This is a genomic window from Allobosea sp. Leaf344, from assembly GCF_001426225.1.
In the GTDB taxonomy this organism is placed as follows: domain Bacteria; phylum Pseudomonadota; class Alphaproteobacteria; order Rhizobiales; family Beijerinckiaceae; genus Allobosea.
On record NZ_LMRT01000014.1, the window covers coordinates 254,754 to 279,756 of the forward strand.

The 25,003-nt window shown below is 68.2% G+C and carries 24 protein-coding genes; 9 read left to right on the plus strand and 15 right to left on the minus strand.

The features are described from left to right. The first annotated feature begins 7 nt into the window (after positions 1-7). Together rpoZ and ASG72_RS13160 are read left to right on the plus strand one after the other, a co-directional pair. Positions 8-400, plus strand: coding sequence for a DNA-directed RNA polymerase subunit omega (gene rpoZ / locus ASG72_RS13155; RefSeq protein WP_056712970.1), 393 nt, complete (start codon positions 8-10; stop codon positions 398-400). Positions 401-552: 152 nt separating this feature from the next. Next, entirely contained in the window at positions 553-2,772 is a 2,220-nt protein-coding gene (locus tag ASG72_RS13160) for a bifunctional (p)ppGpp synthetase/guanosine-3',5'-bis(diphosphate) 3'-pyrophosphohydrolase (protein ID WP_056714618.1), read from the plus strand. An 8-nt stretch (positions 2,773-2,780) separates the two neighbouring features. On the opposite strand, the gene ASG72_RS13165 is transcribed toward ASG72_RS13160, so the two are convergent. Next, positions 2,781-3,626, minus strand: coding sequence for a LysR family transcriptional regulator (locus ASG72_RS13165; RefSeq protein WP_056712972.1), 846 nt, complete (start codon positions 3,624-3,626; stop codon positions 2,781-2,783). A 115-nt stretch (positions 3,627-3,741) separates the two neighbouring features. Between ASG72_RS13165 and ASG72_RS13170 the strand changes: the two genes are divergently transcribed. Beyond that, positions 3,742-4,125 (plus strand): tautomerase family protein, encoded by a 384-nt coding sequence (locus ASG72_RS13170; RefSeq protein ID WP_056712977.1) that lies wholly within the window; start codon positions 3,742-3,744, stop codon positions 4,123-4,125. Positions 4,126-4,208: 83 nt separating this feature from the next. Next, positions 4,209-4,952, plus strand: coding sequence for a DNA repair protein RecO (gene recO / locus ASG72_RS13175; RefSeq protein ID WP_056714621.1), 744 nt, complete (start codon positions 4,209-4,211; stop codon positions 4,950-4,952). Here recO and ASG72_RS13180 read toward each other — a convergent pair. Then, positions 4,859-5,650 (minus strand): DUF1003 domain-containing protein, encoded by a 792-nt coding sequence (locus ASG72_RS13180; protein ID WP_082540327.1) that lies wholly within the window; start codon positions 5,648-5,650, stop codon positions 4,859-4,861. The genes recO and ASG72_RS13180 overlap by 94 nt on opposite strands. Before the next feature lie 128 nt (positions 5,651-5,778). Between ASG72_RS13180 and parC the strand changes: the two genes are divergently transcribed. Then, positions 5,779-8,022 (plus strand): DNA topoisomerase IV subunit A, encoded by a 2,244-nt coding sequence (gene parC, locus ASG72_RS13185; RefSeq protein ID WP_056712980.1) that lies wholly within the window; start codon positions 5,779-5,781, stop codon positions 8,020-8,022. Between the two features lie 45 nt (positions 8,023-8,067). Here parC and ASG72_RS13190 read toward each other — a convergent pair whose 3' ends face one another. The 10 genes from ASG72_RS13190 to hemB all read right to left on the minus strand — a co-directional run bounded on the left by ASG72_RS13190 (position 8,068) and on the right by hemB (position 17,366). Further along, entirely contained in the window at positions 8,068-8,673 is a 606-nt protein-coding gene (locus ASG72_RS13190; protein WP_244488795.1) for a hypothetical protein, read from the minus strand. An 85-nt stretch (positions 8,674-8,758) separates the two neighbouring features. Continuing rightward, positions 8,759-9,754: a DUF2336 domain-containing protein gene (locus tag ASG72_RS13195; protein ID WP_162246251.1), complete on the minus strand. Its 996-nt coding sequence runs from the start codon at positions 9,752-9,754 to the stop codon at positions 8,759-8,761. A 141-nt stretch (positions 9,755-9,895) separates the two neighbouring features. Continuing rightward, complete coding sequence (locus ASG72_RS13200) at positions 9,896-11,095, minus strand: UxaA family hydrolase (protein ID WP_056712985.1); 1,200 nt, start codon at positions 11,093-11,095, stop codon at positions 9,896-9,898. Then, a complete protein-coding gene (locus tag ASG72_RS13205) occupies positions 11,092-11,418 on the minus strand; it encodes a UxaA family hydrolase (RefSeq protein WP_056712986.1) in 327 nt (108 codons plus the stop codon). Before ASG72_RS13205 ends, ASG72_RS13200 begins: the two co-directional genes overlap by 4 nt. Further along, a complete protein-coding gene (locus ASG72_RS13210; RefSeq protein WP_056712987.1) occupies positions 11,405-12,052 on the minus strand; it encodes an RraA family protein in 648 nt (215 codons plus the stop codon). The genes ASG72_RS13205 and ASG72_RS13210 overlap by 14 nt, the downstream gene beginning before the upstream one ends. 126 nt (positions 12,053-12,178) lie before the next feature. Next, positions 12,179-12,925, minus strand: coding sequence for an arginyltransferase (locus ASG72_RS13215; RefSeq protein WP_056712988.1), 747 nt, complete (start codon positions 12,923-12,925; stop codon positions 12,179-12,181). 138 nt (positions 12,926-13,063) lie between these two features. Continuing rightward, complete coding sequence (locus ASG72_RS13220) at positions 13,064-13,537, minus strand: RDD family protein (protein ID WP_056712990.1); 474 nt, start codon at positions 13,535-13,537, stop codon at positions 13,064-13,066. A 127-nt stretch (positions 13,538-13,664) separates the two neighbouring features. Then, the gene (locus tag ASG72_RS13225) at positions 13,665-14,903 is read right to left on the minus strand and encodes a threonine ammonia-lyase (protein WP_056712992.1); all 1,239 of its coding nucleotides are present in this window, start codon (positions 14,901-14,903) and stop codon (positions 13,665-13,667) included. A 14-nt stretch (positions 14,904-14,917) separates the two neighbouring features. Then, positions 14,918-16,249 carry a branched-chain amino acid ABC transporter permease gene (locus ASG72_RS13230; protein WP_056712994.1) on the minus strand — a complete coding sequence of 444 codons (1,332 nt, stop codon included), beginning with the start codon at positions 16,247-16,249 and terminating at the stop codon, positions 14,918-14,920. A gap of 148 nt (positions 16,250-16,397) precedes the next feature. Further along, positions 16,398-17,366, minus strand: a complete 969-nt coding sequence (gene hemB, locus ASG72_RS13235; protein WP_244488836.1) for a porphobilinogen synthase — start codon at positions 17,364-17,366, stop codon at positions 16,398-16,400. Between the two features lie 257 nt (positions 17,367-17,623). Between hemB and ASG72_RS13240 the strand changes: the two genes are divergently transcribed. The 4 genes from ASG72_RS13240 (at position 17,624) to ASG72_RS13255 (ending at position 21,425) form a co-directional block, all read left to right on the plus strand. Continuing rightward, a complete protein-coding gene (locus ASG72_RS13240; protein WP_056712996.1) occupies positions 17,624-18,679 on the plus strand; it encodes an enoyl-CoA hydratase/isomerase family protein in 1,056 nt (351 codons plus the stop codon). A gap of 3 nt (positions 18,680-18,682) precedes the next feature. Next, complete coding sequence (locus ASG72_RS13245) at positions 18,683-19,126, plus strand: DUF6163 family protein (RefSeq protein WP_156395953.1); 444 nt, start codon at positions 18,683-18,685, stop codon at positions 19,124-19,126. 203 nt (positions 19,127-19,329) lie between these two features. Next, positions 19,330-19,842: a winged helix DNA-binding protein gene (locus tag ASG72_RS13250; protein ID WP_056712997.1), complete on the plus strand. Its 513-nt coding sequence runs from the start codon at positions 19,330-19,332 to the stop codon at positions 19,840-19,842. Between the two features lie 350 nt (positions 19,843-20,192). Next, positions 20,193-21,425, plus strand: a complete 1,233-nt coding sequence (locus ASG72_RS13255; RefSeq protein ID WP_056714631.1) for a L,D-transpeptidase family protein — start codon at positions 20,193-20,195, stop codon at positions 21,423-21,425. A 105-nt stretch (positions 21,426-21,530) separates the two neighbouring features. On the opposite strand, the gene ASG72_RS20790 is transcribed toward ASG72_RS13255, so the two are convergent. The 3 genes from ASG72_RS20790 to ASG72_RS13265 are packed head-to-tail and all read right to left on the minus strand — an operon-like array spanning position 21,531 to position 24,950. Next, positions 21,531-22,778, minus strand: coding sequence for a hypothetical protein (locus tag ASG72_RS20790; RefSeq protein ID WP_156395954.1), 1,248 nt, complete (start codon positions 22,776-22,778; stop codon positions 21,531-21,533). 22 nt (positions 22,779-22,800) lie between these two features. Further along, entirely contained in the window at positions 22,801-23,943 is a 1,143-nt protein-coding gene (locus tag ASG72_RS13260; protein WP_056712998.1) for a GNAT family N-acetyltransferase, read from the minus strand. Continuing rightward, on the minus strand, positions 23,940-24,950 hold the full coding sequence (locus tag ASG72_RS13265; protein ID WP_056712999.1) for a sterol desaturase family protein: 1,011 nt from the start codon (positions 24,948-24,950) through the stop codon (positions 23,940-23,942). The genes ASG72_RS13260 and ASG72_RS13265 overlap by 4 nt, the downstream gene beginning before the upstream one ends. Positions 24,951-25,003: the final 53 nt, after the last annotated feature.

Sequence of the window (25,003 nt, forward strand, 5' to 3'; positions counted from 1 at the left end):
CCGCCCCATGGCTCGCGTCACCGTTGAAGATTGCATCGACAAGGTCGACAACCGTTTCGAACTGGTCCTGCTGGCCAGCCATCGCGCGCGGATGATCGCGTCCGGCTCATCCATCCTGGTGCCCCGCGACAACGACAAGAACCCGGTCGTCGCGCTGCGCGAGATCGCCGAGGAGAAGCTGAAGCCGGAGGATCTCAAGGAGGATCTGATCCATTCGCTGCAGAAGCATGTCGAGGTCGACGAGCCGGAGGCCGAGACCGTGCCGCTGCTCACCACCTCCGTGCCGAACGCCGCGGCCTCCGATTCCGAGGTGCAGTTCGACCGGATGAGCGAGGACGATCTGCTGCGCGGGCTGGACGGGCTGGTGCCGCCGACCGAGAGCGCCGACGACGAGGACTGAACCCCGTCGCGATATCTTCACTTTGTTTGCTAAAGCCCGGCATTGCCGGGCTTTTTCTTGTCCGGAACGGTAATGCGGCTTGCCGCGGGAGGCGCCGGCGTCGATATTGCTTCGTTCGGAGTCGGCAGGCGTGACAGAGGGCCCGCATGGGCATGATGCGGCAATACGAGCTCGTTGACAGGGTCAGGAGCTACAATCCCAATACTGACGAAGACATGCTCAACCGGGCCTATGTCTATGCCATGCGCGCGCATGGAACGCAGAAGCGCGCCTCCGGGGACCCGTTCTTCGCCCATCCGCTCGAGGTCGCGGCGCTCCTCACCGATCTCAAGCTCGACGACGCCACCATCGTCGCGGCGGTGCTGCATGATACGGTCGAGGACACGGCCGCCACGCTCGAAGAGATCGAGGGCATGTTCGGTCCGGAGATCCGCCGGCTGGTCGACGGGCTGACCAAGATCAAGAAGCTCGACCTGGTCTCGAAGAAGGCGGTCCAGGGCGAGAATTTCCGCAAGCTGCTGCTCGCCATCGTCGACGATGTCCGTGTCCTGCTGGTCAAGCTCGCCGACCGCCTGCACAATATGCGCACCCTGCACTTCGTGCCGCCGGAAAAGCGGCTGCGCATCGCCGAGGAGACCCTGGAGATCTATGCCCCGCTGGCCGGGCGGATGGGCATGCAGGAGCTGCGCGAGGAGCTGGAGGAGCTCGCCTTCCGCCACATCAAGCCCGAAGCCCATGCCACGGTGACGAAGCGGCTGGAGGAGGTGACCGAGCGCGAGGGCAAGGTCATCGGCATCGTCGAGAGCGATCTGAAGGAGAAGCTCGCCGCGCGTGGCATCCAGGCGCAGGTCTCCGGACGGCGCAAGCGGCCCTATTCCATCTGGAAGAAGATGGAGCGGAAATCGGTGTCCTTCGAGCAGCTCTCGGATATTTTCGGCTTCCGCGTCATCGTCGAGCAGCCGGAGGATTGCTACCGCGTCCTCGGCATCGTGCACATGACCTGGCCGATGGTGCCGGGCCGCTACAAGGACTACATCTCGACCCCCAAACAGAACGACTACCGCTCGATCCACACCACGGTGGTCGGCCCCGGCCATAGCCGCGTCGAACTGCAGATCCGCACCGATACGATGGACCGGATCGCGGAATACGGCATCGCCGCCCATGCCCATTACAAGGATGGCCGCACCACCGAGATCATGCAGTTCGGCGACGAGAGCCGGGCCTATCAATGGCTGCGCCGCACCGTCGACCTGCTCGCCGAGGGCGACAGCCCCGAGGAATTCCTCGAACACACCAAGCTCGAGCTCTTCCACGACCAGGTCTTCTGCTTCACGCCGAAGGGCCGGCTGATCGCCCTGCCGCGCGGCGCCACCCCGATCGATTTCGCCTATGCCGTGCATACCGATGTCGGCAATACCGCCGTCGGCGCCAAGATCAACGGGCGCATCGCGCCGCTGCTGACCGAGCTGCAGAATGGCGACGAGGTCGAGATCACCCGGGCGGAGGGCCAGGCACCGCCGGCCGCCTGGGAGGCGCTCGTCGTCACGGGCAAGGCGCGTGCCGCCATCCGCCGCGCCACCCGCGCCGCCGTGCGCCGGCAATATGCCGGCCTCGGCCGCCAGATCCTGGAGCGGGCTTTCCACCGCGCGGAACGGCCCTTCAACGACGACAAGCTCAAGGCCGCGCTGAAGCGGCTGGCGCGCACCGGCGTCGACGACGTGCTGGCCGCCGTCGGCCGCGGCGAAATGTATTCCGGCGATGTGGTCAAGGCCGTCTACCCCGATCTCGAACCGGAAAAGCGGGCGGCCTCCGATGCCAAGGCGGCGGGCCTGGGCGCGCCGGCCGGCAAGGGCTGGTTCGAGCTGCGCAAGGGCGACAACCTCAAATTCAAGCTGCCGGGCGAGGGGCCCGATGCGGTCGCCATCCCGATCCGCGGGCTCGGCGGCGATCTGCCGGTGCGTTTCGCGCCCGATGGCGGGGCCGTGCCGGGGGACCGCATCGTCGGCATCCTGACCCCCGGCGAGGGCGTGACGATCTATCCGATCCAATCCTCCGCTCTGGCCGCCTTCGACAATGAGCCGGAGCGCTGGCTCGACGTGCGCTGGGACCTCGACGACAAGGCGCCGCAGCGCTTTCCCGCCCGCATCGCCCTGAAATCGATCAACGAGCCCGGCTCGCTGGCGCAGATCACCACCACCATCGCCGAGCATGGCGGCAATATCGACCAGGTCCAGATGGTCCGGCCCAATCCGGATTTCACCGACGTCACCATCGACCTCACGGTCTGGGATTTGAAGCATCTCAGCGCCATCATCAGCGAGCTGCGCGAGAAGCGGGTGATCAGCCGGGTCGAGCGGGTGGTCGGGTAGCGGCGGGCTCAGCCGGCGCGGAACGCCGCCGCCAATTCCCGGAGCAGCGCCCGGGCGCGCGGCGTCGCCAGCTGACTTCGCATCACCACGCAGGAGCTGCCGAGTTCGGGCAGGCCCCAATCCCGCCCGATCTCGACCGTGCCCGGCGGCGCCAGCCGCGTTGCCAGCGGCGCGATGCCGAGCCCGCCGGCGATCGCGGCCAGCACGGCCGCCATGCCGCCGCCGATGAAGGCCTCGCGCCAGGCCAGGCCGGCGCGGTCCAGCGCCGCCATCCCGTGCTGGCGCAGCCAGCAATCCGGCATCAGGCTGATCAGCGGCAGCGGCTCACCCGGCCGGCGTGGCAGCCGCTCCGCCGCGAACCAGCCGAATCCATCCTCACGCAGCACCTCGCCCGTCCGGCCGGGGGTGAGGCGGCGGATGATCACGACATCGAGCTCGCCGCGCTCGAAAGCGGCCTCCAGCGCCAGCGACGGCTCGATCCGCAGGGTCAGCAGCACATCCGGATGGGAGGATGCCAGCCGCGCCAGCAGGGTGGGGATCTCGGCACCGACCGCCTGCTCGCTGATCCCGATCGCCATGCGCTCGGGCGCCGTCTCGAAAACCGAGGCCGCCTTGCCATGTGCAGCCATCAGCTCCCGCGCGGCGGGGACGAAGCGCTCGCCCTCGGGCGTCAGCCGGACGAGTCGCGGATGGCGCTGCAGCAGCATCTTGCCGAGCCGGTCCTCCAGTCGGCGGATGCGCGTGCTGACCAGGGATTGGGTGGTGCCCAGCGCCTCGGCCGCCCGGGTGAAACTGGCGAGATCGGCCGTGCGCAGAAAGGCCGCGACGGCTTCGGGGTCGAGGGCCTGCAGCATCAATCATCCCCTATCCGTATCTCTGATATCGCATCTATGCGGTTTTAGGATGATGAGGACAAGCCTATGGTCTCGACGTCTGCGGGCCGCGCCCGTGCCATCGCCGGAGATTTCCATGCCCCTGATCCGCATCTCGCTGCGCCGCGGCCGCCCCGCCGCGCAGATCGCCGCCCTCGTCGACGGCGTCTACCGCGCCCTGCGCGCCACTTTCGAAGTTCCGGAGAACGATCTCTTCGCCGTCGTCCATCAGCATGAGGAGGGCGAGTTCATCGCCGATCCGCACTTCTTCGGCTTCCAGCGCTCCGACCAGATGGCGATCATCCAGATCACCGTGGCAAATACGCGCGGCGTCACCCAGAAGAAGGCGCTCTACGCCGCGATCGCAGCCAATCTGCAGCAGGATCCGGGCCTCAGGCCCGACGACATCTTCATCAACCTGCTCGAGGTGAAGCGCGAGAACTGGTCCTTCGGCGGCGGCATCGCGCAATACGTCGCCTGACATCGCGCGCGGCGCGGGGCGTTCTGCACCCCAGAGGCTTTTCGGGCTGGAAACCGCAGCACCGATCGCCCTAGATGTCGGCGATGGAATGGAGCGACGAGGCCACGATCATCGGCGTCCGGCGGCATGGCGAGACGGCCGTGATCCTGGAGGCGATGACGCGACATCACGGCCGCCATCTCGGCCTCGTCCGCGGCGGCCGCTCCACCAGGCAGCAGCCGGTTCTTCAGCCCGGCAACGCGGTATCCCTGACCTGGCGCGGCCGGCTGGACGAGCATCTCGGCGAGTACAGGGTCGAGCTGCTCGCATCGCATGCGGCGCGGCTGATCGCGGCGCCGGTGGCGCTCTACGGGCTCGGCACGGTGGCGGCGCTGCTGCGGCTGCTGCCGGAGCGCGATCCGCATCCCGGCCTGCACGCGGCGCTCGCCGTGCTGGTCGCCCATCTCGACGAGCCGGCGCTGGCGCCGGCCCTGGTGATCCGCTTCGAGGTGGCGATGCTGGGCGAACTCGGCTTCGGGCTCGATCTCACCCGCTGCGCCGTCACCGGCTCGCCGGACGAGCTCAGCCACGTCTCCCCGAAATCCGGCAAGGCCGTTAGCCGCCGGGCTGCGCAGCCCTATCTCGACCGGCTGCTGCCGCTGCCGCCCTTTCTCGGCGAGGGGCAGGGCGCGCGCCAGCCGACGCCGGCCGATCTGGCGGCGGGCTTCGCGCTGACCGGGCATTTCCTGCGCCGCTACGTCTTCGAGCCGCGCGGCTTGGCCGAGCCGCCCGAGCGCGCGCGGCTCGTCGATTTCGCCGCGCGCAACGGACCGGCCTCGCCGCCCTGAGCGCCGCGCAGCTCCTGCAGCAGCTCGATCTGGACCTGCTGGATCTCGGCCAGGCGTTGCCATTGCCGGTTGACCAGATGGTCCATCTTCTCGTGCAGATGCCGGATTTCCAGCTCCGCCTTCAGGTTGATCTGGTAGTCGTTGCGCGAGCGGGCGCGGTCCTTCGCCTCCTGCCGCTGCTGGCTCATCATGATCACCGGCGCCTGCACCGCCGCGAGGCAGGACAGCGCGAGATTGAGCAGGATGAACGGGTAGGGATCGAAATGCGCGATGCCGACGATGTTGATCGCCATCCAGACCGCGAGGATCAGCCCGAACGTGATCAGGAAGCGCCAGCTCCCGCCGAAACTGGCGACATGGTCGGCCAGCCTCTGGCCGAGCGTCCGGTCGCGGTCGATCTCGTCATCGGTGTTGCTGGTGATCAGCTCGGACGAGGACAGGCTCGCCGCCACCTGCCGGTCGAGCTCGCTCAGCTCGCCCCGCTCGCTCGCCAGCAGAGCGGTGACGTAGCGGGCGCGGTAGCCGGCGACCTGATCCTGCGCCACCAGCGCATGCGGCTCGAGCGCCGGGTGGTCGCGGCGGATCGCATCCGCCAGCGCCGGGCGCAGCGTGTCGAGCCGGACCAGTTCGCGCCGGGGCAGGGAGCGTCCCGTCAGGGCGCAGAGCGCCCGGTCATTGCCGATCTCATGGCTGCTCATGAGGCTCTCCGTCACAGCCGGGGCCGCCGGCCGATTTGATAAGGGGATATCGCCCGGCTCCCTTCTAGCGGGGCGATTCGCGCCGTGCGATAGAGGCGCGGACGAAATCGCATTGAGGTGATGCCGCCATGGGGAAGCCGGTCGATCCGCCGCCGGAGGACGAGTCCGAGCGCATCGATCTGAAGACGGCGCTGGAAGAGCGCTATCTCGCCTATGCGCTCTCCACCATCATGCATCGCGCTCTTCCCGATGCGCGCGACGGTCTCAAGCCCGTGCATCGGCGGATCCTCCACGCCATGCGGCTGCTCCGGCTCGACCCCGGGCAGATGCACAAGAAATGCGCCCGCATCGTCGGCGACGTCATCGGCAAATTCCATCCCCATGGCGACCAGTCGGTCTATGACGCGCTGGTGCGCCTGGCGCAGGATTTCGCGCAGCGCTACCCGCTGGTCGACGGCCAGGGCAATTTCGGCAATGTCGACGGCGATAATGCCGCCGCCTATCGCTACACCGAAGCGCGCATGACCGATGTGGCGCGGCTCCTGCTCGACGGGATCGAGGAGGATGCGGTCGATTTCCGCGACACCTATAATGGCGAGGACGAGGAGCCGATCGTCCTCCCAGCCGCCTTCCCGAACCTGCTGGCCAATGGCTCGCAGGGCATCGCGGTCGGCATGGCGACGGCGATCCCGCCGCATAATGCGGCCGAGCTGTGCGACGCGGCGCTCTATCTGATCCAGCACCTCGACACCGCGTCCGAACAGCTGATGACCTTCGTGCAGGGGCCGGATTTCCCCACCGGCGGCGTCATCGTCGAGACCCGCGCCTCGATGGCGGAGACCTACCGCACCGGCCGCGGCGCCTTCCGCACCCGCGCGCGCTGGCAGAAGGAGGAGCTCGATCGCGGCGCCTGGCAGGTGGTCGTCACCGAGATCCCCTACATGGTTCAGAAGGGCCGGCTGATCGAGAAGATCGCCGAGCTGCTCAACGACAAGAAGCTGCCGCTGGTGGCCGATCTCCGCGATGAATCGGCCGAGGATATCCGCATCGTCATCGAGCCCCGCTCGCGCACCGTCGACGCCAATCTGATGATGGAATCGTTGTTCCGGCTGTCTGAGCTGGAAGCGCGCATCGCCATGAACATGAACGTGCTGACCGGCGGGCTGGTGCCGCGGGTGCTCGGGCTGAGCGAAGCGCTGCGCGAATGGCTGGAGCATCGCCGCACCGTCTTGCAGCGGCGCTCGCGCTTCAGGCTCGGCCAGATCGAGCGGCGGCTGGAGATCCTGCGCGGCCTGCTGATCGTCTATCTCGACCTCGATCGCGTCATCAAGATCATCCGGGAGGAGGATGAGCCGAAGGTCGAGCTGATGCGCTATTTCGAGCTCAGCGAAGTCCAGGCCAACGCCATCCTGGACACCAGGCTGCGCGCCTTGCGCAAGCTCGAGGAGATGCAGCTCAAGACCGAGCTGGACGAGCTGATCAAGGAAGAGGAGCAGATCCGCGCGCTGCTCGCCTCCGACGCCACCCAGTGGAAGCTGATCTCGCACGATATCCGCCAGGTGAAGAAGCTCTACGGGCCGGAAACCGCCATCGGCAAGCGCCGCACCAGCTTCGCCGACATGCCCGACACCACCGATATCGACCTCACCCAGGCGATGGTCGAGCGCGAGCCGGTGACGGTGGTGATCTCCAAGAAGGGCTGGATCCGCGCGCTGAAGGGCCATATCCAGGATCTCGGCACGCTCAGCTTCAAGGGCGACGACGCGCTGCGCACCGCCTTCTTCAGCGAGACGACGGCCAAGATCCTGGTGCTGGCCTCGAACGGCAAGGTCTTTACCCTCGACGTCGCCAGGCTGCCCGGCGGGCGCGGCTTCGGAGACCCGATCCGTCTGATGATCGAACTGGAGGAGACGGCGGAGATCGTCTCGGCCTTCCCCTACCGGCCCGGCCTGAAGCTGCTGATGGTGACGACGGATGGGCGCGGTTTCGTGGCGCTGACCGACGAGGTGGTGGCCAATACCCGCAAGGGGCGCCAGGTGCTGAATGTCGACGCGCCGGCCGTAGCCCTGCTGGCCGTGCCGGCCGAGGGAGACCATGTCGCGATCATCGGCGAGAACCGCAAGCTGCTGTGCTTCCCGCTATCGGAGGTCGCGGAGATGGCGCGGGGCAAGGGCGTGCGTCTGCAGCGCTACAAGGATGGCGGCGTCTCCGATGCCAAGGTGTTCAGGCTGTCGGACGGGCTGACTTGGCGCGACACGTCCGGCCGCACCTGGACCGTGGCGCAGAACGAGCTGATGGAATGGCTGGGCCATCGCGGCGAATCGGGCCGGCTCCCGCCGAAGGGCTTCCCGAAGAACAACCGCTTCGCCTGAACCCGGCGGCTGGCTCAGCAGCCGGCGGCGGCGCGCATCACGCGCTCAGCGCAGATCCTGGCCGACGACGCCGACCTCGAGCCCGAGCGTCAGATTATGCGTCACCGCCCATTCGACGCCGGCCTTCGCCACCGGGCGAATGGCGAGGTCGCTGCGGTTGAAGGGGGCGGAGAAGGGCGTCGCCCCGTAGCGGATGCTCTCGTTCAGCGCCGCGGCGCCGACCTTGGTGTAGAGCAGCAGGTTCTCGTTCAGCAGCACGCCGGTCTTCACCTCGAAGGCGCCGGCGAAGTCGCGGGTATAGGCGACATTCCCGAAGCCCGGCGTGCCATAGCCGCCGATGGCGGGCATGTATTCCAGCGCGCCGACCACGCCATAGACGAAATTGCCCTCGCGCTTCAGCGTTCCCGCCTCGAGCCCGATGGTCGGGCCGGCATGGGTGCCGAGGCGCTTCGAGCTGGTGACCTGGAAGCCGCTGGAGATCCGGGCGTAGGAGCCGTCCCATTTGACGCCGCCTGGCGCCAAAGTCGGCTCCGTCCAGGCGAAGGAGGGCAGGGCGGAGAAACCCCAATAGGGCAGGGCGACCTGCGCCTGGGCGCCGCTCGAGGCGAGTGTGGCCACACCCAGCGCAGCGCCGATCAGCGTCAATCTCACGATAGCCTGCCTCCGCATCATCGAGCTTCAGCCTAGCAGAGGGCGGTGCGATTGTCGCGGATTTGTGGCGGCTGTTCCCGGCGCCTCAGCTCAGCTTGGTCCGCAGCTTCAGGAAGCGCAGGGTCCGCTCGGCCGTCGCGGCGTCGAGCCTCGTGTAATCGCGCACCGCATCCTCGATGTCCTTGGCCTTGAACCGCAGTCGCCGCCCGCGCAGTTCCATCGCGGCCGAGAAGGCCGGCGCGCCGAGGCCGAGCGATTTGCAGGTCACGGCGATGCCGCTCGGATCGCGCTGCATCAGCACGCGCAGCGCCTGTTCCGGCGTGATCGCGGCGGCCTGCGCCAGCACCTGCGCCAGATGATAGGCACGGTCCTCCTCCGCCAGCATCGTCACGACATCGTCGAGCGAGCGGATGCCCGCGGTCAGATCCGCGAGCAGGAGCTTGACCTCCAGCCTCTGCTGGCGCGCCTGGCGGGCGAGGGTGCGCGCGGCCGCGACATTGCCGGCGGTGGGATCGGCCATCTGCTCGACGATGCGCAGGACCCGCTCCGCCCGCTGCGGCGCCAGGTCGATGCGCCGCGAGAGCGCGCCGGTGATGTCGGGATCGCCGCCGCCGCGCTGCAGCAGCGTGTCGAAACCCTGGTCGGAGAAGGTCGCGCCGCCATTCGAGCTGACGGTCTGCAGGACGTCGCGGTCGCCGCGCTCGACCAGGATATCGGTCAGGCCTTCCGACAGCCGGGCCCGTTCCGCGATCGCGACGAGATGGCGCTGCGACTGCGTCACCGCGATCGCGGCGAGATCGGTATCCGAGAGCACTGGCGAGAGCTTCAGCACCAGCCGCGCCACATCGGCATCGGAATCATTGGCGAGGGTGATCGCGACATTGCGCGGAAGGGTCGGCACATCCGCCACCTGGCCAGCATAGCCGATCCGATCCTCCTGCCCCAGATGGACCAGGGATTGCGTGGCGATCTCTCCGTAATGCTCCTTGGACGCCTCGCTCGGGGCCTCGTCGAGCAGGAACAGGTCGGTCACCGCGTTCAGCAATTGCCGGCGCGCATCCGAAGACAGGTCAGCCGGCATCCGGCTCAGATCATGCAGCATAAATACCCCCAGCCCTTTGGCCGGGGTTCAATATCAGCACATTCCTTTGAAATTGGCTTAAGGCGAATTGCGAAAGTAAAGGGTAGACGAAAAAAACTGACGCGACGGAAGATCGCTCGCTCATGCCGCGGGCAGGCAGGCCGGACCGATCGGCTCGAAGCTCTTATAGGTCAGGACGAACTCCTGATGACCCAGCGTCTCCGAGCGCGTCGCCCCACCGCTGGCGAGCCCGAGGACGAGGTCGCGGATCTCGCGGCCGACATCGTCGAGGCTGGCGCGGCCTTCCAGGATCCGGCCGGCATCGACGTCCATGTCGTCGGCCATGCGCCGATAGGTCTCGGGATTGGCGCAGATCTTGACGACGGGCGAGATCGCGGAGCCGACGACCGAGCCGCGCCCGGTGACGAAGAGCACGCAATGCGCCCCGCAGGCGATGAGCTCGGCGATCTCGGCATTGTCGTTGATGTTGGGGAAACCGAAGCGGACCTCGCCATCGGGCACGACGTCGAGCAGGTAGAGCCCGCCGCGCGGCGGGATGTCGCCGGGCTTCAACAGGCCCGAGATCGGCGAGGCGCCGGATTTGGCATAGGCCCCCATCGATTTCTCCTCGATGGTGGAGAGGCCGCCCTCCGCATTGCCGGCGGCGAAGGAACCGTAGCCGAGCGTGGCGTAATAGCGCGCCGCCTTGGCGACGGCCCGCTCAAGCTCCAGCCCGAGCTCCGGCGTCAGCGCGCGCGCGGCCATGATGTGCTCGCAGCCGATCAGCTCCCCGGTCTCCTCGAAGATGCAGGCCGCGCCTTCGGCGATCAGCAGGTCGAAGGCGCGCCCCGCGGCGGGGTTGCCGGTGATGCCGGAGGTGCCGTCCGAGCCGCCGCACACCGTCCCGACCACCAGTTCGGAGATCGCCATCGGCACCGTCTCCTGGTCGTCGAGCGAAAGCCGCTGCGACTCGACCCAGCTGCGCCCTTCGGCGATGGAGGCGCGGGTGCCGCCCGTGCCCTGGATGACCAGCGTCTTGACCGGCCTTCCGCTGGCCCGCACCGCCCGTTCCAGCGCATATTTGTTGAAGCTCTCGCAGCCGAGCGAGACCAGCAGCACCGCCCCGACATTCGGATGCGTGCACAGCCGCTCCAGCATGGTCTCGGCATAGCTGTTCGGATAGCAGCCGGGAAAGCCGATGACATGCACCCCATCCTCGCGCCAGGGCAGAGCGATCTCCCGCGCGACGTGATGGGCGCATTCCACGAGATAGGCGACCGCGACGGTGTTGCGGATGCCCTTGCGCCCGTCGGAGCGGAGATAGCCGCGCAATGCGCTCATGAACCGGCTCCCGGCTGGCGTTCGTCTTCGAGGTGATAGGTCGGGGTGTAGTCGCTGCGCAGGTTGTGGACATGGACATGCGCGCCGGCGGCGATCGCCTGCGTCGCCACGCCGATCGGCGCGCCGTATTTCAGAATCGTCTCGCCGGCGGCGATGGCGCGCCGCGCGATCTTGTGGGCGAGCGGCGCATCCCGGTCGAGCCTGGCGGCGCCGGCCCCCGTTTCGAGGGTTTCGCCCGCCGCCAGCCGCACCCGCGCCACGAAGACGTTGTCGCGCGGATCGAGCAGGATCAGCCTGCCGTCATGCGTCTCAGAATTTGCCATATTGCAGATAGGCCTGCTGCGGGTCGGTTCCGGCGAGGATCGCGGTGCGAACCCTGTTCTCGGTCGAGATCGCCGTCTCGGCCTTGTCCAGCACCTCATCGATGATCTCGGCCGGGATGCGCACCACCCCGTCGCGATCGCCCAGGATGTAATCGCCCGGCCTGATCCAGACCTCGCCGATCTTGACGGGTTCGTCGACTGATTTGGGCAGCCAGGCCCCGACGATGTCGCGCGGCGTATAGGCCTTGAAGAAGGCCTGGAACTCCATCTCGATCATGAATTCCGTGTCGCGCGACAGCCCGTCTATGACACAGCCGCGCACGCCCTTGTTCTTCAGCGTCTCGGCCGACAACTCGCCCATCAGCGCGATCTCGTCGGTGTTCGGCTGGCACACCCAGACATGCCCGGGTTTTGCCCGCGACAGCAGCCCGGTCCAGCCCAAAAGCGTCTCATGCGCGTCGAACTCGCCTGTCTTGCCTTCCACTGTGAAGGCCGGCCCGGCCAGCTTCTGCCCCGGCAGCAGCGGGCGCAGCGCCGGCGGCAGCGTGAAATCGGTCAGGCCCATGGCCCGCATCGTGTCGTGGATGATGCCGGTGTAGCAGCGTTCCAGGCGCTGCGTCAGCTCGTCGCTCATGCGTCCTCCAATGGCCACTCATAGCCGGGCCTTGACCGGCAGAGTGGCGAGCGCCGCCGCGCCGCGCAAGCCCGTTGCCGCCGCGCGGCCATGCGTTTCAATCGGTTAGACGGCGGGGTGCAGCGCTCAGCCGACCCGCTCCCAGCCCTGGGGCGTCAACCGCTCCTGCGGCGTGAAGCGGGATTTATAGGCCATCTTGGGCGACCCATCGACCCAATAGCCGAGATAGACATAGGGCAGGCCGAGCTTGCGGGCCCGCGCGATGTGATCGAGCACCATGAACGTCCCGAGCGAGCGCAGTTCGAGGCCGGGATCATAGACCGAATAGACCATCGAGAGCCCGTCGCTCAGCGTGTCGGTCAGGGCCATCGCGAACAGGTCGCCCTGGCCGCGACCTGTGAAACCGCTATCGGGGCCGCGGCGGCGATATTCGATCAGCGAGGTCTCGACATGCGTGTCCTCGACCATCATCGCGAAATCCAGCGCCGACATCGTCGCCATCCCGCCTTCCGGGTGGCGTTCGTCGAGATAGCTGCGGAACAGCGAATAATGCTCGGAGCGCGGCTGCGGCGGCAGGGCCTCGCCGATCAGGTCGCTGTTGCGCGTGGCGATCCGCCGGAAGCCGCGCGACAGCCTGAAATCATTCACGCAGACCCGTACGGACACGCAGGCGCGGCAACTCTCGCAGGCCGGGCGATAGGCAATGCTCTGGGAGCGGCGGAAACCGCCCTGGCTCAGCACGTCGTTGAGGTCGCGCGCCCGCGCTCCGACAAGATGGGTGAACACCTTGCGCTCCTCGCGCCCGGGCAGATAGGGGCACGTGGTCGGAGAGGTCAGGTAGAATTGCGGGGCATCCCGCAATGGGCGCGTCACGTTGGTCCGGCTCCGGCACAATCGATCGAGGCACAGTCTAGCAGCTGGGGCCCGGGCAACAAGCACGCGCGGCGCTTGACGGCGCGCAGTCGCCCGGACTCATGCCGGCGCGCCTGCCGCCCGCCGAACCTCGAGCCGTCACGCCCGCACGACGACGAGCCCGGTCAGCAGGTCATGGCCCATCCGCCGGTCGCTGCGGGCGAAGCCGATCAGGATGTCGATCGCCCACAGCCCGACCGTGCTGGCAGCGACATAGAAGAGCAGCGCATGGACGGCCGCGGCGAGCCCGTCGGGCCGGCCGCCGGCGGCGGTTTCCACCTTCAGCCCCGCCATCCGCATCCCCAGCGTCGCCTGGCGCGGCCCGCCGACGGTCAGCGCGGCATAGCCGAGGCCGGTCGCGACGGTGGCGATCGGGATCAGCAGCCAGGTCGCGCCGAAGGTGACGATGCCGAGGATGCCGAGCAGCAGAACGATGGCGCCGCCCAGGAAGAACAGGATGACGATATCGCCGATCCAGGCGAAGAGCCGCGAGCCCAGCACGCCGCTGACATCCTGCAGGGGCCGCTGCTCGATCGGCGTGATCGGGCTCTGGCTGTAGCGCTGGTCGGTCATTCCCTTGGTTCCTGCCATCGTGTCCTTGGACGCTGCGCCTCTCGCGCGCGTTACCGGGCACAATGTTTGGTCGCCGCGTCGGTTCCGCAAGGTCCGTCGAGGTTTGCCCGTCAGGGACCTGTCGCCGTCAACCGGCCTCCTGCCCGCGCGGAAAGATCCGGTGCGGGGCGAAGCCCTGCTGGCGCAGCGCGGCCTCGATGGCGCGGGCATGGCTGTCGCTGCGGGTCTCCACCGTCACGTCGAGCGTCACGCCCTTGGCCGGCACGTCGAGAAACAGGCGGCCATGGCTGACCTCGAGGATATTCGCCCCTTCATCCCCCAGCAGGCTCGCCACCTTGCCGAGCAGCCCCGGCCGGTCGCTGGTGGTCAGGCGGAAGGAGACGATCCGCCCCTCGCGCTCCAGTTCGCGCACCATGATCGCGGCGAGCAGGCGGGTATCGATATTGCCGCCGCAGAGGATGAGGCCGACCTTGCGGCCGGCATAGCGGCCGGGCTGCTCGAGCATCGCGGCGAGCCCCGCCGCCCCCGCACCCTCGGCGAGCGTATGCTGCAGGCATGCATAGGCGTTGACCGCGCGCTCGATCAGATCCTCGCCCACCAGCACGATGTCGGAGACCAGCTGCGCCACGATCGGCAGGGTCTGCACCCCGACCGTCTTGACGGCGATGCCCTCGGCGAGCGTCGGCCCCCCGATCGGCAGATCGCCCTTGCTCACCGCATTGTGGAAGGAGGGGTAGAGCGCGGCCTCGACGCCGACGAGCTCGATCCCGGGCTTCAGCGCCTTGGCGGCGATCGCATTGCCGGCCATCAGCCCGCCGCCGCCCAGAGGGATGATCAGCACGTCGAGATCGGGCGCATCCTCCAGCATCTCGCGGGCGATCGTGCCTTGGCCCGCCATCACCGCGGGGTCGTCATAGGGGTGGACGAAGACCAGCCCCTCCGCCTGCGCCAGCTCGCGGGCGCGCTCCGCCGATTCATACAGCGTCTCGCCATGCAGCACGACGCGGGCGCCATGGCCGCGGGTGTTCTCGACCTTCACCAGAGGCGTTGTCTCGGGCATCACGATCGTCGCCGGCACGTCGAAGCGGCGGGCATGATAGGCGACCGCCTGGGCGTGGTTGCCGGCCGACATCGCGATCACGCCGCGCTCGCGTTCCGCCGCATCCAGGGTCAGGAGCTTGTTGACCGCGCCGCGCTCCTTGAAGGAGGCGGTGGCCTGCATGTTCTCGTGCTTCACCAGCACGCTGGCACCGGTCAGCTCCGACAGGCGCGGCGCCGGCACCAGGGGCGTGCGCAGCACATGGCCGGCGATGCGCTCTGCCGCTGTCTCGATCGCGGCGAAATCGATGCTGAAGGGGACGCTCATCGCGGCTGCTCCGGTCAAACCTGGCGCGGCGCCAGCGCGCCATCGCCGAAAAATCCGCCAGGCCGCAGAATCAGCACGATGGCGAGCAGAGAATAGACGGCGAGATCGCGCTGTTCGAGCGGCAGATACAGCGACCACAACACCTCGAACAGGGCGATGGCGAGGCCTCCGAGCGCGGCGCCCGGCACCGAGCCGATGCCCCCGAGCACCGCCGCGACCAGCGCCTTCAACCCCAGCGAGAATCCGCCCGCAAAGCCCATCCCGCCATAGATGGCAGTGACGATCACGCCGGCGAGCCCGCAGGCCGCGCAGGCCAGGAGCAGCGCGAGATCGTGCACGCGCCTGGCATCGACGCCGAACAGAGACGCCGTCCGGGCATCGTCCGAGACGGCGCGCCAGGCCCGGCCGAACCCGCTGAACCGGATCAGCAGCACGAGCGCCAGCGCCAGCGTCAGCCCCAGCAGGGCGAGGCCGAGCGCCAGCGGCGTCACGGTCACCACGAAACTGCCGGAATGGGCGACGCCGATCGGATCGTTCAGCACGGGGGGCAGCCAGCGCAGCTCCGGACCCTGGACCAACCGCAGATATTCCGAGAGCGCGATCGCCAGCCCAATGGTGGCGATCAGCACCTGCTGGCCGCTCGCCCGCCGCAGCGGCCCCAGCACGTAGCGCCCCATGGCGAATCCATGCAGCGCCGCGACCCACAGCGCGACGATGACCGCCACCACCAGCCCGGCCACCGGTGTCGAGGCCGGCAGCGACAGCACCAGCGCCACGCCGACCACGGCCGCCAGCGCGCCGAGCGCCGCGAACTCCCCGAAGCTCAGGATGATCCGGCCGGTGAGCCCGTAGATCAGCGCATAGGAGGCGGCGAGCAGCGCATAGACGGCGGCGGAGGGCAGGGCGCTGAGGCCCTGCTGCAGCCCATAGGCGAGCCCGGCCGGCAGGCGCGGCAGGTCATCGATCTGCGTCGCGCCCGGATCGGGCGGCGGCTCGGCCCGGTTCTCGAGATAGAAGCGGCGCATCAGATAGAAGCTGGCGTCGCTCATCGGCTGCCCGTCGGAGGCGACGCCGACCAGCACGCCGCGCTGCATCCCGCCGCCATGGCCCTGGAACAGGCAGTCGAGCGTGCGGCTGCGCGCGAGCCCGCCGCGCTCCACGCGATAGGTGATGCGCAGCGTGTTGGGCACGGGCCCGCGGCCGCTGCCTTCGATGGTGATCTGCGCCCCGGGCGGGTTGAAGGGCAAAATGGCCTGCCGGCACAGCCGCTGCTGATCGGTGTCGAATCGTTCTCCGCAGCCGGCGAGGGCGAGCATGAGCAGGAGCGGGAACAGGAGGGCGCGCATCGCGCCGACCCTAGCGTCATAGCCGGGCGCTTGAACAGCGGCGACGCGCGACGGTGGCTGCGGATTCGGAAGGAGCGCCGACCTCCGGCCCCGCCGGCGCGGTTTGCCGCTCAGCGGGCTGCGGACGGGGCTATGGCGAGGGGCCGGATCAGCCGCCGGCCTTGAGCTTCGCCGCGGCGCGCGGAGCGAAATAGGTCAGGACGCCATCCGCGCCGGCGCGCTTGAAGGCGGTCAGGCTCTCCATCATCGCCTTGTCGCCGTCGAGCCAGCCATTCTGCGCAGCGGCGGTGATCATCGCGTATTCGCCTGAGACCTGATAGGCGAAGGTCGGCACCCGGAAATGGTCCTTCACCCGCGCGACGATGTCGAGATAGGGCATTCCCGGCTTGATCATCACCATGTCGGCGCCCTCCTCGAGATCGAGCGCGACCTCCGCGATCGCCTCGTCGGAATTCGCCGGATCCATCTGGTAGGTGCGCTTGTCGCCGATCAGCGTGGCGTTGGTGCCGATCGCGTCGCGGAACGGGCCGTAGAAGGCCGAGGCGTATTTGGCGGCGTAGGCCATGATCTGGACATCGTCCAGCCCCGCCTCGTCGAGCGCGGCGCGGATCGCGCCGACCCGTCCATCCATCATGTCGGAGGGGGCGATGACGTCGGCCCCGGCTTCGGCCAGCGCCAGCGCCTGCTGGGTCAGCACCCGCACGCTGGCGTCGTTGAGGATGCGGTCACCCTCCATCACCCCGTCATGGCCGTGCGAGGTATAGGGGTCGAGCGCCGCGTCGCAGATGATGCCGATCTCCGGCACCGCCTGCTTGATCGCGCGCACGGCGCGGCACATCAGGTTGCGGGCGTTCAGCGCCTCCGAGCCGGTGGGGTCGCGCAGGCTCTTCTCGACGAAGGGGAAGGGCGCGATGGCGGGAATGCCGAGCTCGACCGCATGCGCCGCCTGGCGCACGGCCTCCTCGATATTGAGCCGGTCCACCCCCGGCATCCAGGCCACGGCGGAGCGGGCTTGCGTGGAATCGACCAGGAAGAGCGGCCAGATCAGGTCGTTGGTGGTCAGCACCGACTCGCGGATCAGCCGGCGCGACCAGTCGGATTTGCGGTTGCGCCGCATCCGGCGGGTCAGGCCGAGCGACTCCACGCGCTGCTGGGCCGGCTCGTCCTGGCGCGATTGCGGGGCCGCGAAGCGCCGCACGATACCCGATGTCATAGCCGTCTCCGCTGCCCGAACCGCTGGCCTGCGGCAAGTCTAGCACATCGGAACGATTCCAAAACAGCACCGGTGGTCGCATGAGCGCCGCGCGCCTTGCGTTGACAAGCGCCGCCTCCGGCCTTCAGAACCGCCGCACGACTGCCGGATGACGGGACACCATGGCTGCTGAAGCGGAAATCCTCTGTGAGACGCGCGGCGCCGCCGGCGTCGTCATCCTGAACCGGCCAAAGGCGCTGAACGCGCTGTCGCTCGGCATGGTGCGGGATCTGGCGAAGGCGCTCGATGCCTGGGAGCACGACCCGCAGGTCACCCGAATCATCGTCTCCAGCGCCAGCGAGAAGGCGTTTTGCGCCGGGGGCGACATCAGGGCGCTGCACGATCTCGGGCGGGAGGGGCGGCATCGCGAGATGCTGGGCTTCTGGCGCGAGGAATACATCCTCAACACCCGGATCAAGCGCTATCCCAAGCCCTATGTCTCGCTGATCGACGGCATCGTCATGGGCGGCGGCGTCGGCATCTCGCTGCATGGCAGCCATCGCATCGCAGGGGATCGCTATCTCTTCGCCATGCCCGAGGTCGGCATCGGCTTCTTTCCCGATGTCGGCGCCACCCATGCGCTGCCGCGCCTGCCCGATGCCGCGGGCATCTATCTCGCGCTGACCGGGGACCGCGTCGGTCCGGCGGATGCGATCGCCCTCGGCCTCGCCACCCATGCCGTGCCGAGCGGACGCATGGCGGAGCTGGTCGATGCGCTGACCGGGCGCAGCGCGCTCGACGACATCCTCGCCGGCTTCAGCCAGCATGCGGGGCCGGGCAAGCTGGCGCCGGAGCGCGCGCTGATCGCCGAATGCTTCGGGCAGGCGACGCTGCCGGCGATCACGCAGCACCTGCGAAGCCATGCCGAGGCCGGCAACGCTTTCGCGGGCAAGCTGCTGCAGACCATCGCGGCGAAATCCCCGACCAGCGTCGCCATCGCCTTCGAGCAGATGCGGCGCGGCGCGAGCCTCTCCTTCGAGGAGGCGATGGCGCTCGAATTCCGGATCGTCTCGCGCATCGTCCGTGGCCATGATTTCTACGAGGGCGTGCGCGCGGTGGTGGTCGACAAGGACCACGCCCCGCAATGGCAGCCGGCCACGCCGGAGGCGGTCGATCCGGCCGATATCGCCGCCTATTTCGCGCCTCTCGGCGCCGACGCCCTGTTTCCGGAGCTCTGAGCCATGCCGATGGGCGGCGATGGCGAGCCGATGGAGCGGATCGAGGGCACGCTGAGCGATGTCCGGGAAAAGCCGACGCGTTGGCGCCTGGTCCTGGTCTGGCTGCTGCGGCTGCTTTCCGTGATCTGGATGATCAAGGGGCTGATGGCCTGGAGCATCATCTTCGGCGTCGGCCCCGAGGCGGCGATCCCCTTCGAGAACCGGCTGCTCAGCTTCCAGGCCGTCACCGTCTATTTCGCGGTGATCGATCTCGTGGCCGCGGTCGGCCTCTGGCTGACCAGCACCTGGGGCGGGGTGCTCTGGCTGCTCGCCTGCATCAGCCAGCTCCTGCTCGGCTTCTTCTTCCCGCGGCTGCTGCCGCTCAGCCTGCCGCTGCTGGTCTCCTATGGCGGGCTGATCCTGGCCTATTTCGTCGCGACCTGGCTCGCGGAGGTCGAAAACGCCTGAGTGCGGATCGCTTCATTGCTGTGTTCAGCAGTAACTAATGCTTTAGCTTAAGCGATTTCCGCTTCATCTTGGATTCACCCAAAGCAGGAAATCTCTCGTTCATCCTGATATTTAAACTCGTTTTCATGCGTTCCGCCTAGTGTCATTTTCAGAAGCGGACCGGGAGCCAATCCTGGCCGACCAGACAACAGGCAGGGTATACCATGAAAGCGAGCACCAAGACTGCGGATGTTGCTGTATCCGAGGACGTTCAACTGCAGGTCAAGCCGCTCTACCTGGAGTCGCTGACTCTGGTCGAGCGGCTTCACCGCCGGCTGCTGGACGTCATCAAGGACGAGTTCGAGCGTCGCAACCGCGACGATGTGAACAGCGTCCAGGCGCTGCTGCTCTACAATATCGGCGATGCCGAGCTGAGCGCCAGCGAGCTCAGGACGCGGGGCTATTATCTCGGCTCCAACGTCTCCTACAACGTCAAGAAGCTGGTCGAGCTCGGCTTCCTGCATCATGCCCGCTCCCGCATCGACCGTCGCTCGGTGCGCATCAGCCTGACCGAGAAGGGCCGGGAGGTGCACAATCTGGTGAAGGGCGTCTACGACAAGCATGTCCGCACCGTCGAACAGATCGGCGGCATCGCGGCCGATGATTTCGAACGCATGAACAACGCGCTGCTCCGTCTGGAGCGCTTCTGGACCGACCAGATCCGCTTCAAACTCTGAGAGAAGCCGTCGCGACAGGCGGAGCTGCCCAGGAGCGGCTCCGCCTGCCGCCGTTTGCGGCCGGCACGCGCGCCGGCTCTTTCCGCATCCCGGACCGACGCCTCACAGGGGTCTTCGGCCCGCGGGCCGTTGCGGTTCTGCAACAGCGCCGCCCCAATCGCAGAGCCCGCCCGCCTCGGCGCCGCCGGCTGCGTCCATGCCTCAAAATCGCCGCTGTCATCACGCGACGTTAACCGTGGTAGGGGAGTGATCGATCCGGATCGGCGCCCGCCCGGGGCGGCGCGCCCGTCATCACGTCGGCCGAATGACCCACGCCAGGGCGATGCGAGGAAGAGGATAAGATGTCGAAGATGAGCCTGACCCGACGCGACACTCTGCTTGGACTTCTGTCGGGCGCCGCGACCGCAGGCAGCCTTCCCGCCTTCGCCCAGCAGGCCGAATGGCGCCAGAGCTACGATGCCGGTGCGCGGACCTCGGTCCAGCGCTCCTCGACGCCGATGCTGTCGCCGGAATCGCTGCAGGGTACGGAACAGGCGATCGCCGCCTATCGCGATCTCGCCGCCCGCGGCGGCTGGCCCCAGGTCCAGCTCGGCGAGCGGATGGGCGTCGGTGCGCGCGGGCCGGGCGTGGTCGCCCTGCGCCAGCGCCTGATCGTCACCGGCGATCTCGACGCCGCCGCCGGCACCAGCAACGTTTATGATTCCTATGTCGAGACCGGGGTGCGCCGCTTCCAGTCCCGCGTCGGGCTCTCGACCACCGGCGCGATCAACCGCGCCACGGTGGCGGCACTGAACGTGCCGATCGAGCGCCGCATCCGCCAGCTCGAGACCAATGTCGTCCGGCTGCGCTCCTGGTCCGGCAATCTCGGCAACCGCTATGTCGTCGCCAATATCCCGGCCGCCATGGTCGAGACGGTTGAGAACGGCCATGTCGCCACGCGCCATGCCGCCGGCGTCGGCAAGATCGACCGTCAGTCGCCGCTGCTCTCGACGAAGATCCCCGAGGTCAATTTCAACCCGACCTGGACCGTGCCGGCTTCGATCATCCGCAAGGATCTGATCCCGAAGATGCGCAAGGAGCCGAACTACCTCACCGAGAACAAGATCCGCATCATCGGACCCAATGGCGAGATCGCGCCGCAGAACGTCAACTGGAATTCCGACGAGGCCACGCGCTACACCTTCCGCCAGGATCCGGGCGGCGAGTTCAACTCGCTCGGCTTCGTCCGGATCAATATTCCGAGCCCGCACGGCGTCTACATGCACGACACGCCGGCCAAGGGCATTTTCGGCGATGATTACCGCTTCGTCTCCTCGGGCTGCATCCGCGTCCAGAACGTGCGCGACTACATCGCCTGGCTGCTGAAGGACACGCCCGGCTGGGACCGCGCCAAGATCGACCAGGTCATCCAGTCCGGCGAGCGCATCAATGCGCGCCTCGCCCAGCCGGTGCCCTGCTACTGGGTCTATGTCACCGCCTGGGCGACGCCCGATGGCGGCGTGCAGTTCCGCGACGACATCTACAACAAGGATGGGCTGGGGCCGGCGCCGGTGGCGGCGCTGCAGGGCGACCAGGACATCTGACCGGCCGAGCTGGCCTGGTCATGGCTGGCCTGTTCATGACCGCCGGGGCGACCCGGCGGTTTTTCATTGGGCGCTGGCGTCGTCTCGCGGCGGGACTCGCCGGCGTCACCGCGCCCGGCGGCCGCGCCGCACCAGGGCCCAGCTGCCGGCCAGCACCACGATTTCCGAGACGGCCGCGCCGAACAGCGCCCAGCGCGCCGGCGCCAGCAGCAGGATGACGCTGACCAGGCCGAGCCCGATCACGGCTGCGAGCAGCGACAGCCTCGCTATGGATCGGTAGTCCTGTCTGATCTCGAGCCAGATTCGCGGCGTGGCGTAGAGCATCGGCATCAGGCTGGCGATCCAGGCCAGCAGCATCACCCCATCCGCCGCCGGCAGCGAAACACTAGCCGGCAGCAGCCGCAGCGCGATCAGCAGCGCCGCGAGATAGCCGAACCCCAGCACCGCCAGCAGCAGCGGCCAGAGCCGCAGCACCCTGTCGATCTCCGGCTCGTCGTGCCGGGCCATCAGCCGCGCCAGTTCGGGATGGGCCATGTTGGCGAAGCCGGCCGAGAGGATGCGCAACGGCGCGAAGAGCAGCAGGGCGGCCGCGATCGGCGCGAAACCGGCGGGGCCGGCCCAGGCCGCGACCAGGAAGGCCATGCCCTGTCCCTGCGCATTGGTGATGCTGACGCTGAGCAGCGACCAGCGCAGATCCCGCCAGAGCTTGCGGTAGCGCCGCAGCAGATGGCGCGGCGGCGCCAGGCGCACCTTGTCTCGCGCCAGGCCGAGCATCACCAGGATGGCGAGGCCATTGGCCAGCGCCAGGGCCCAGAACAGCATCGCCAGCACATCGCCGCGCGCCGCCATGGCGAGCACCAGCGCCGCCCCGGCCATGCCGCTCGCGGTGAAGGCGACATCGCCCAGGCTGGCGAGACCCTGGCGCCCGCGCGCGAAGAACACCGTCCGCAAATGGCTGCGGATGCTCCAGAGCCAGACGAACAGGCCGCCCGCCAGCGCACCCTGCTCCAGCCAGCGCGACAAGAGCGCGGCGGTGAGCGCCGCCGCCGCCAGCGCCAGGATCATCGCCGCGGCACCGAAACTCGCCTCGATCGCCTGCGCCGCCGGGGTGTTCCGGCTCTGCGAGATCAGGATGCTGGCGGGGAGGGCGGTCAACGACCTCACATAGGTGAGGCCGAGCCCGCCGATGATCATCACCAGCGCGAAGACGCCGTAATCATAGGTCGAGGCGACCTGCAGCAGGGCCAGGTTCAGGCCGAGGTTGAAGACACCCTGCAGGGCCTCGCCGCTGACCATCACCGCGAGCCGGGCGGCCAGTCGCGGCAGGGCCGGCGTCAGCATCGCCGCGCGCATGACGAGCTCGGGCGGCGCCGCCTCATTCCGCCGCCACGGCGGCGACGGGGGCGGGGGCGCCGCGCTCGCTCCGCCAGGCCTGGAAGCGCCGGCGTGCCGCATCGGCCGCCAGCGCGAGATGGCCGAGCGGCGTGCGCGCGCCGGCATGCGAGGAGAGGATCAGCGAGCGCGTCGCGAAGCGCCGCTTGAACTCCTCGCCGCCGCACAAAAAGTCGACCTCGGCCAGCCCCCGGTCGATCGACCAGGCGATGTAGTCGCACATCAGCAGCATGCCGGGCGATGCCCGCTCGTGATCGGGATCATAGGTGGTGACGAAGGCCATCATCCGGTTGCGCTGCACCAGATTGATCGAGACCGCGACGATGGCCGGGCCGCATTCCAGCACGAAGAGCCGCAGCAACCCGAGCTCGCGCAGGCAGCCGACCAGCGCCGGCAGCGCGGCCGCGCCCTCGTCGAACAGGTCGGATTGACGGCCATGCCGCTCCAGCCATTTGCGCTTCAGCGCGGCGACATGCTCCAGCACCGGAGCGAGCGGCTCGTCGTCGCCGAGCAGCCTGAAGCGCAGCGGCCCCGATTCCTCGATGAATTTGCGGCCGCGACGGTAGTTCTGCCGGGTCTTCTTGGACTGGCTGTCGAGCCAGGCGTCGCCGCTCGGCCAGGAGCCGGCCACCCGGTAATTCTCCTCCTGGCGCCAATAGGGCCGCAGCCTTACCGAGGCCGGCCGCGCCGCCAGCCCCTGCGCCAGCGCGTCGGGCAGCAGCCGGTTGAGATAGACGAGGTCGAAGCCGCCCGAAGCTAGCACCGCCTGCCAGAGCGGCTCGAGCTCGGCCGGCCGCAGCCCCGGTGCCACCAGCGCGTCGCAGAAGTCGCTATGGTCGCGCGCCGCCCATTCCAGCGTCCTGATCGCGCCCTTGCGCCGGATGGCGAGCGGCAGGATCGCGACCAGCGCCTCGCCCCGCCAGAGCAGCGCGAGGCGCAGCTTCAGCCGGGAGCGGCCAGGCGCGGTGCGCCACCAGGCCAGGATCCAGCGATGGCTCTGGAAGACCAGCCCGTCGGCGTCCGCCCAGAGCCTGTCCCAGGACGGGGCGAGCTCCGCCAGCCGCTCGGGCGCGTCGACGATCTCGATGGTCGCGCCAGGCGCGGCTGCCGCGGCGGAATGGGTCACGAGCGCTGCGCTTCCGATTTGGCGGCCGGCTCGGCGGAGGTTTTGCCGAAGCCGAGGCGCTTGACGATCTGCCGCCACATCCGCTTCAGCGGCATCAGGTAGAGCCCGCGCAGGCTCTGATAGTCGCTGGCGTTGCGCTCCATCAGCCCGAAGCGGAAATCCTCATCGGGCTCCGGGACGCATTGCGTGCCGAACAGCCGGTCCCAGAAGGAGAAGAGCAGCCCGAAGTTCTTGTCGTAATGCCGCGGATCGGTGCTGTGATGCAGCTGGTGCCAATGCGGGCAGAGAATGACGCTGTTCAGCCGCCCGAACGAGATCTTGAAATGCGTATGCCTGACGAAATCCATCATCAGGATGTTGCGCATGACATAGACGTTGACGCCGAAGATCGTCAGCTCGACCAGGTTGAAGGCGACGAGCGACCAGATTCCGAAGCAGATGCCGGGGATCACCCCGTCCCAGGCCCGGTTCATCAGCTCGTCGAGCGGGTGCACCCGGTCCTTGGTGATCCCGACCATGACCTCGGCGGAGTGGTGGACCTTATGCAGCTCCCAGAGGATCGGGTAGCGGTGCTGCGCCACGTGATAAAGGTAATAGGAGAGGTCGTAGGCGACGAGCATGGTCACGGTGAAGACCACCACCGTCAGCGGGCCGGGCTCGCCGCTCATCAGCGGCGGCGTGAAGGGGAGCACGGCGCCGAGCACGGTGCTCGTCGCATAGCCGACTGCGACGACGAAGGTGATGCCCGCCGGCAGCATCAGCAGCGGCATCAGCGCCTTGCGCGTCACCCAGAACAGCAGATCCGCCCGCGCCGAGGGGTGGTAGATGATCTCGTTCGGGAAGACGAAATCGAAAAACTCGCGCAGGCTTTTCTGCTCGACGGTCCGCCAATAGGCGATCAGCGCGCTGACGAAGGCGGTGAGCAGCAGCAGCGCCGTGGTCAGCAGATTGGCGGCTGAGACCTTGTCGAGGATTTGGGCGACCAGATTGTGCAGCGTGTCGTACATGCCGCCAACTTGCCGATACCCTCTTAAATTTTGCCTATGGCGATCATCGAAAA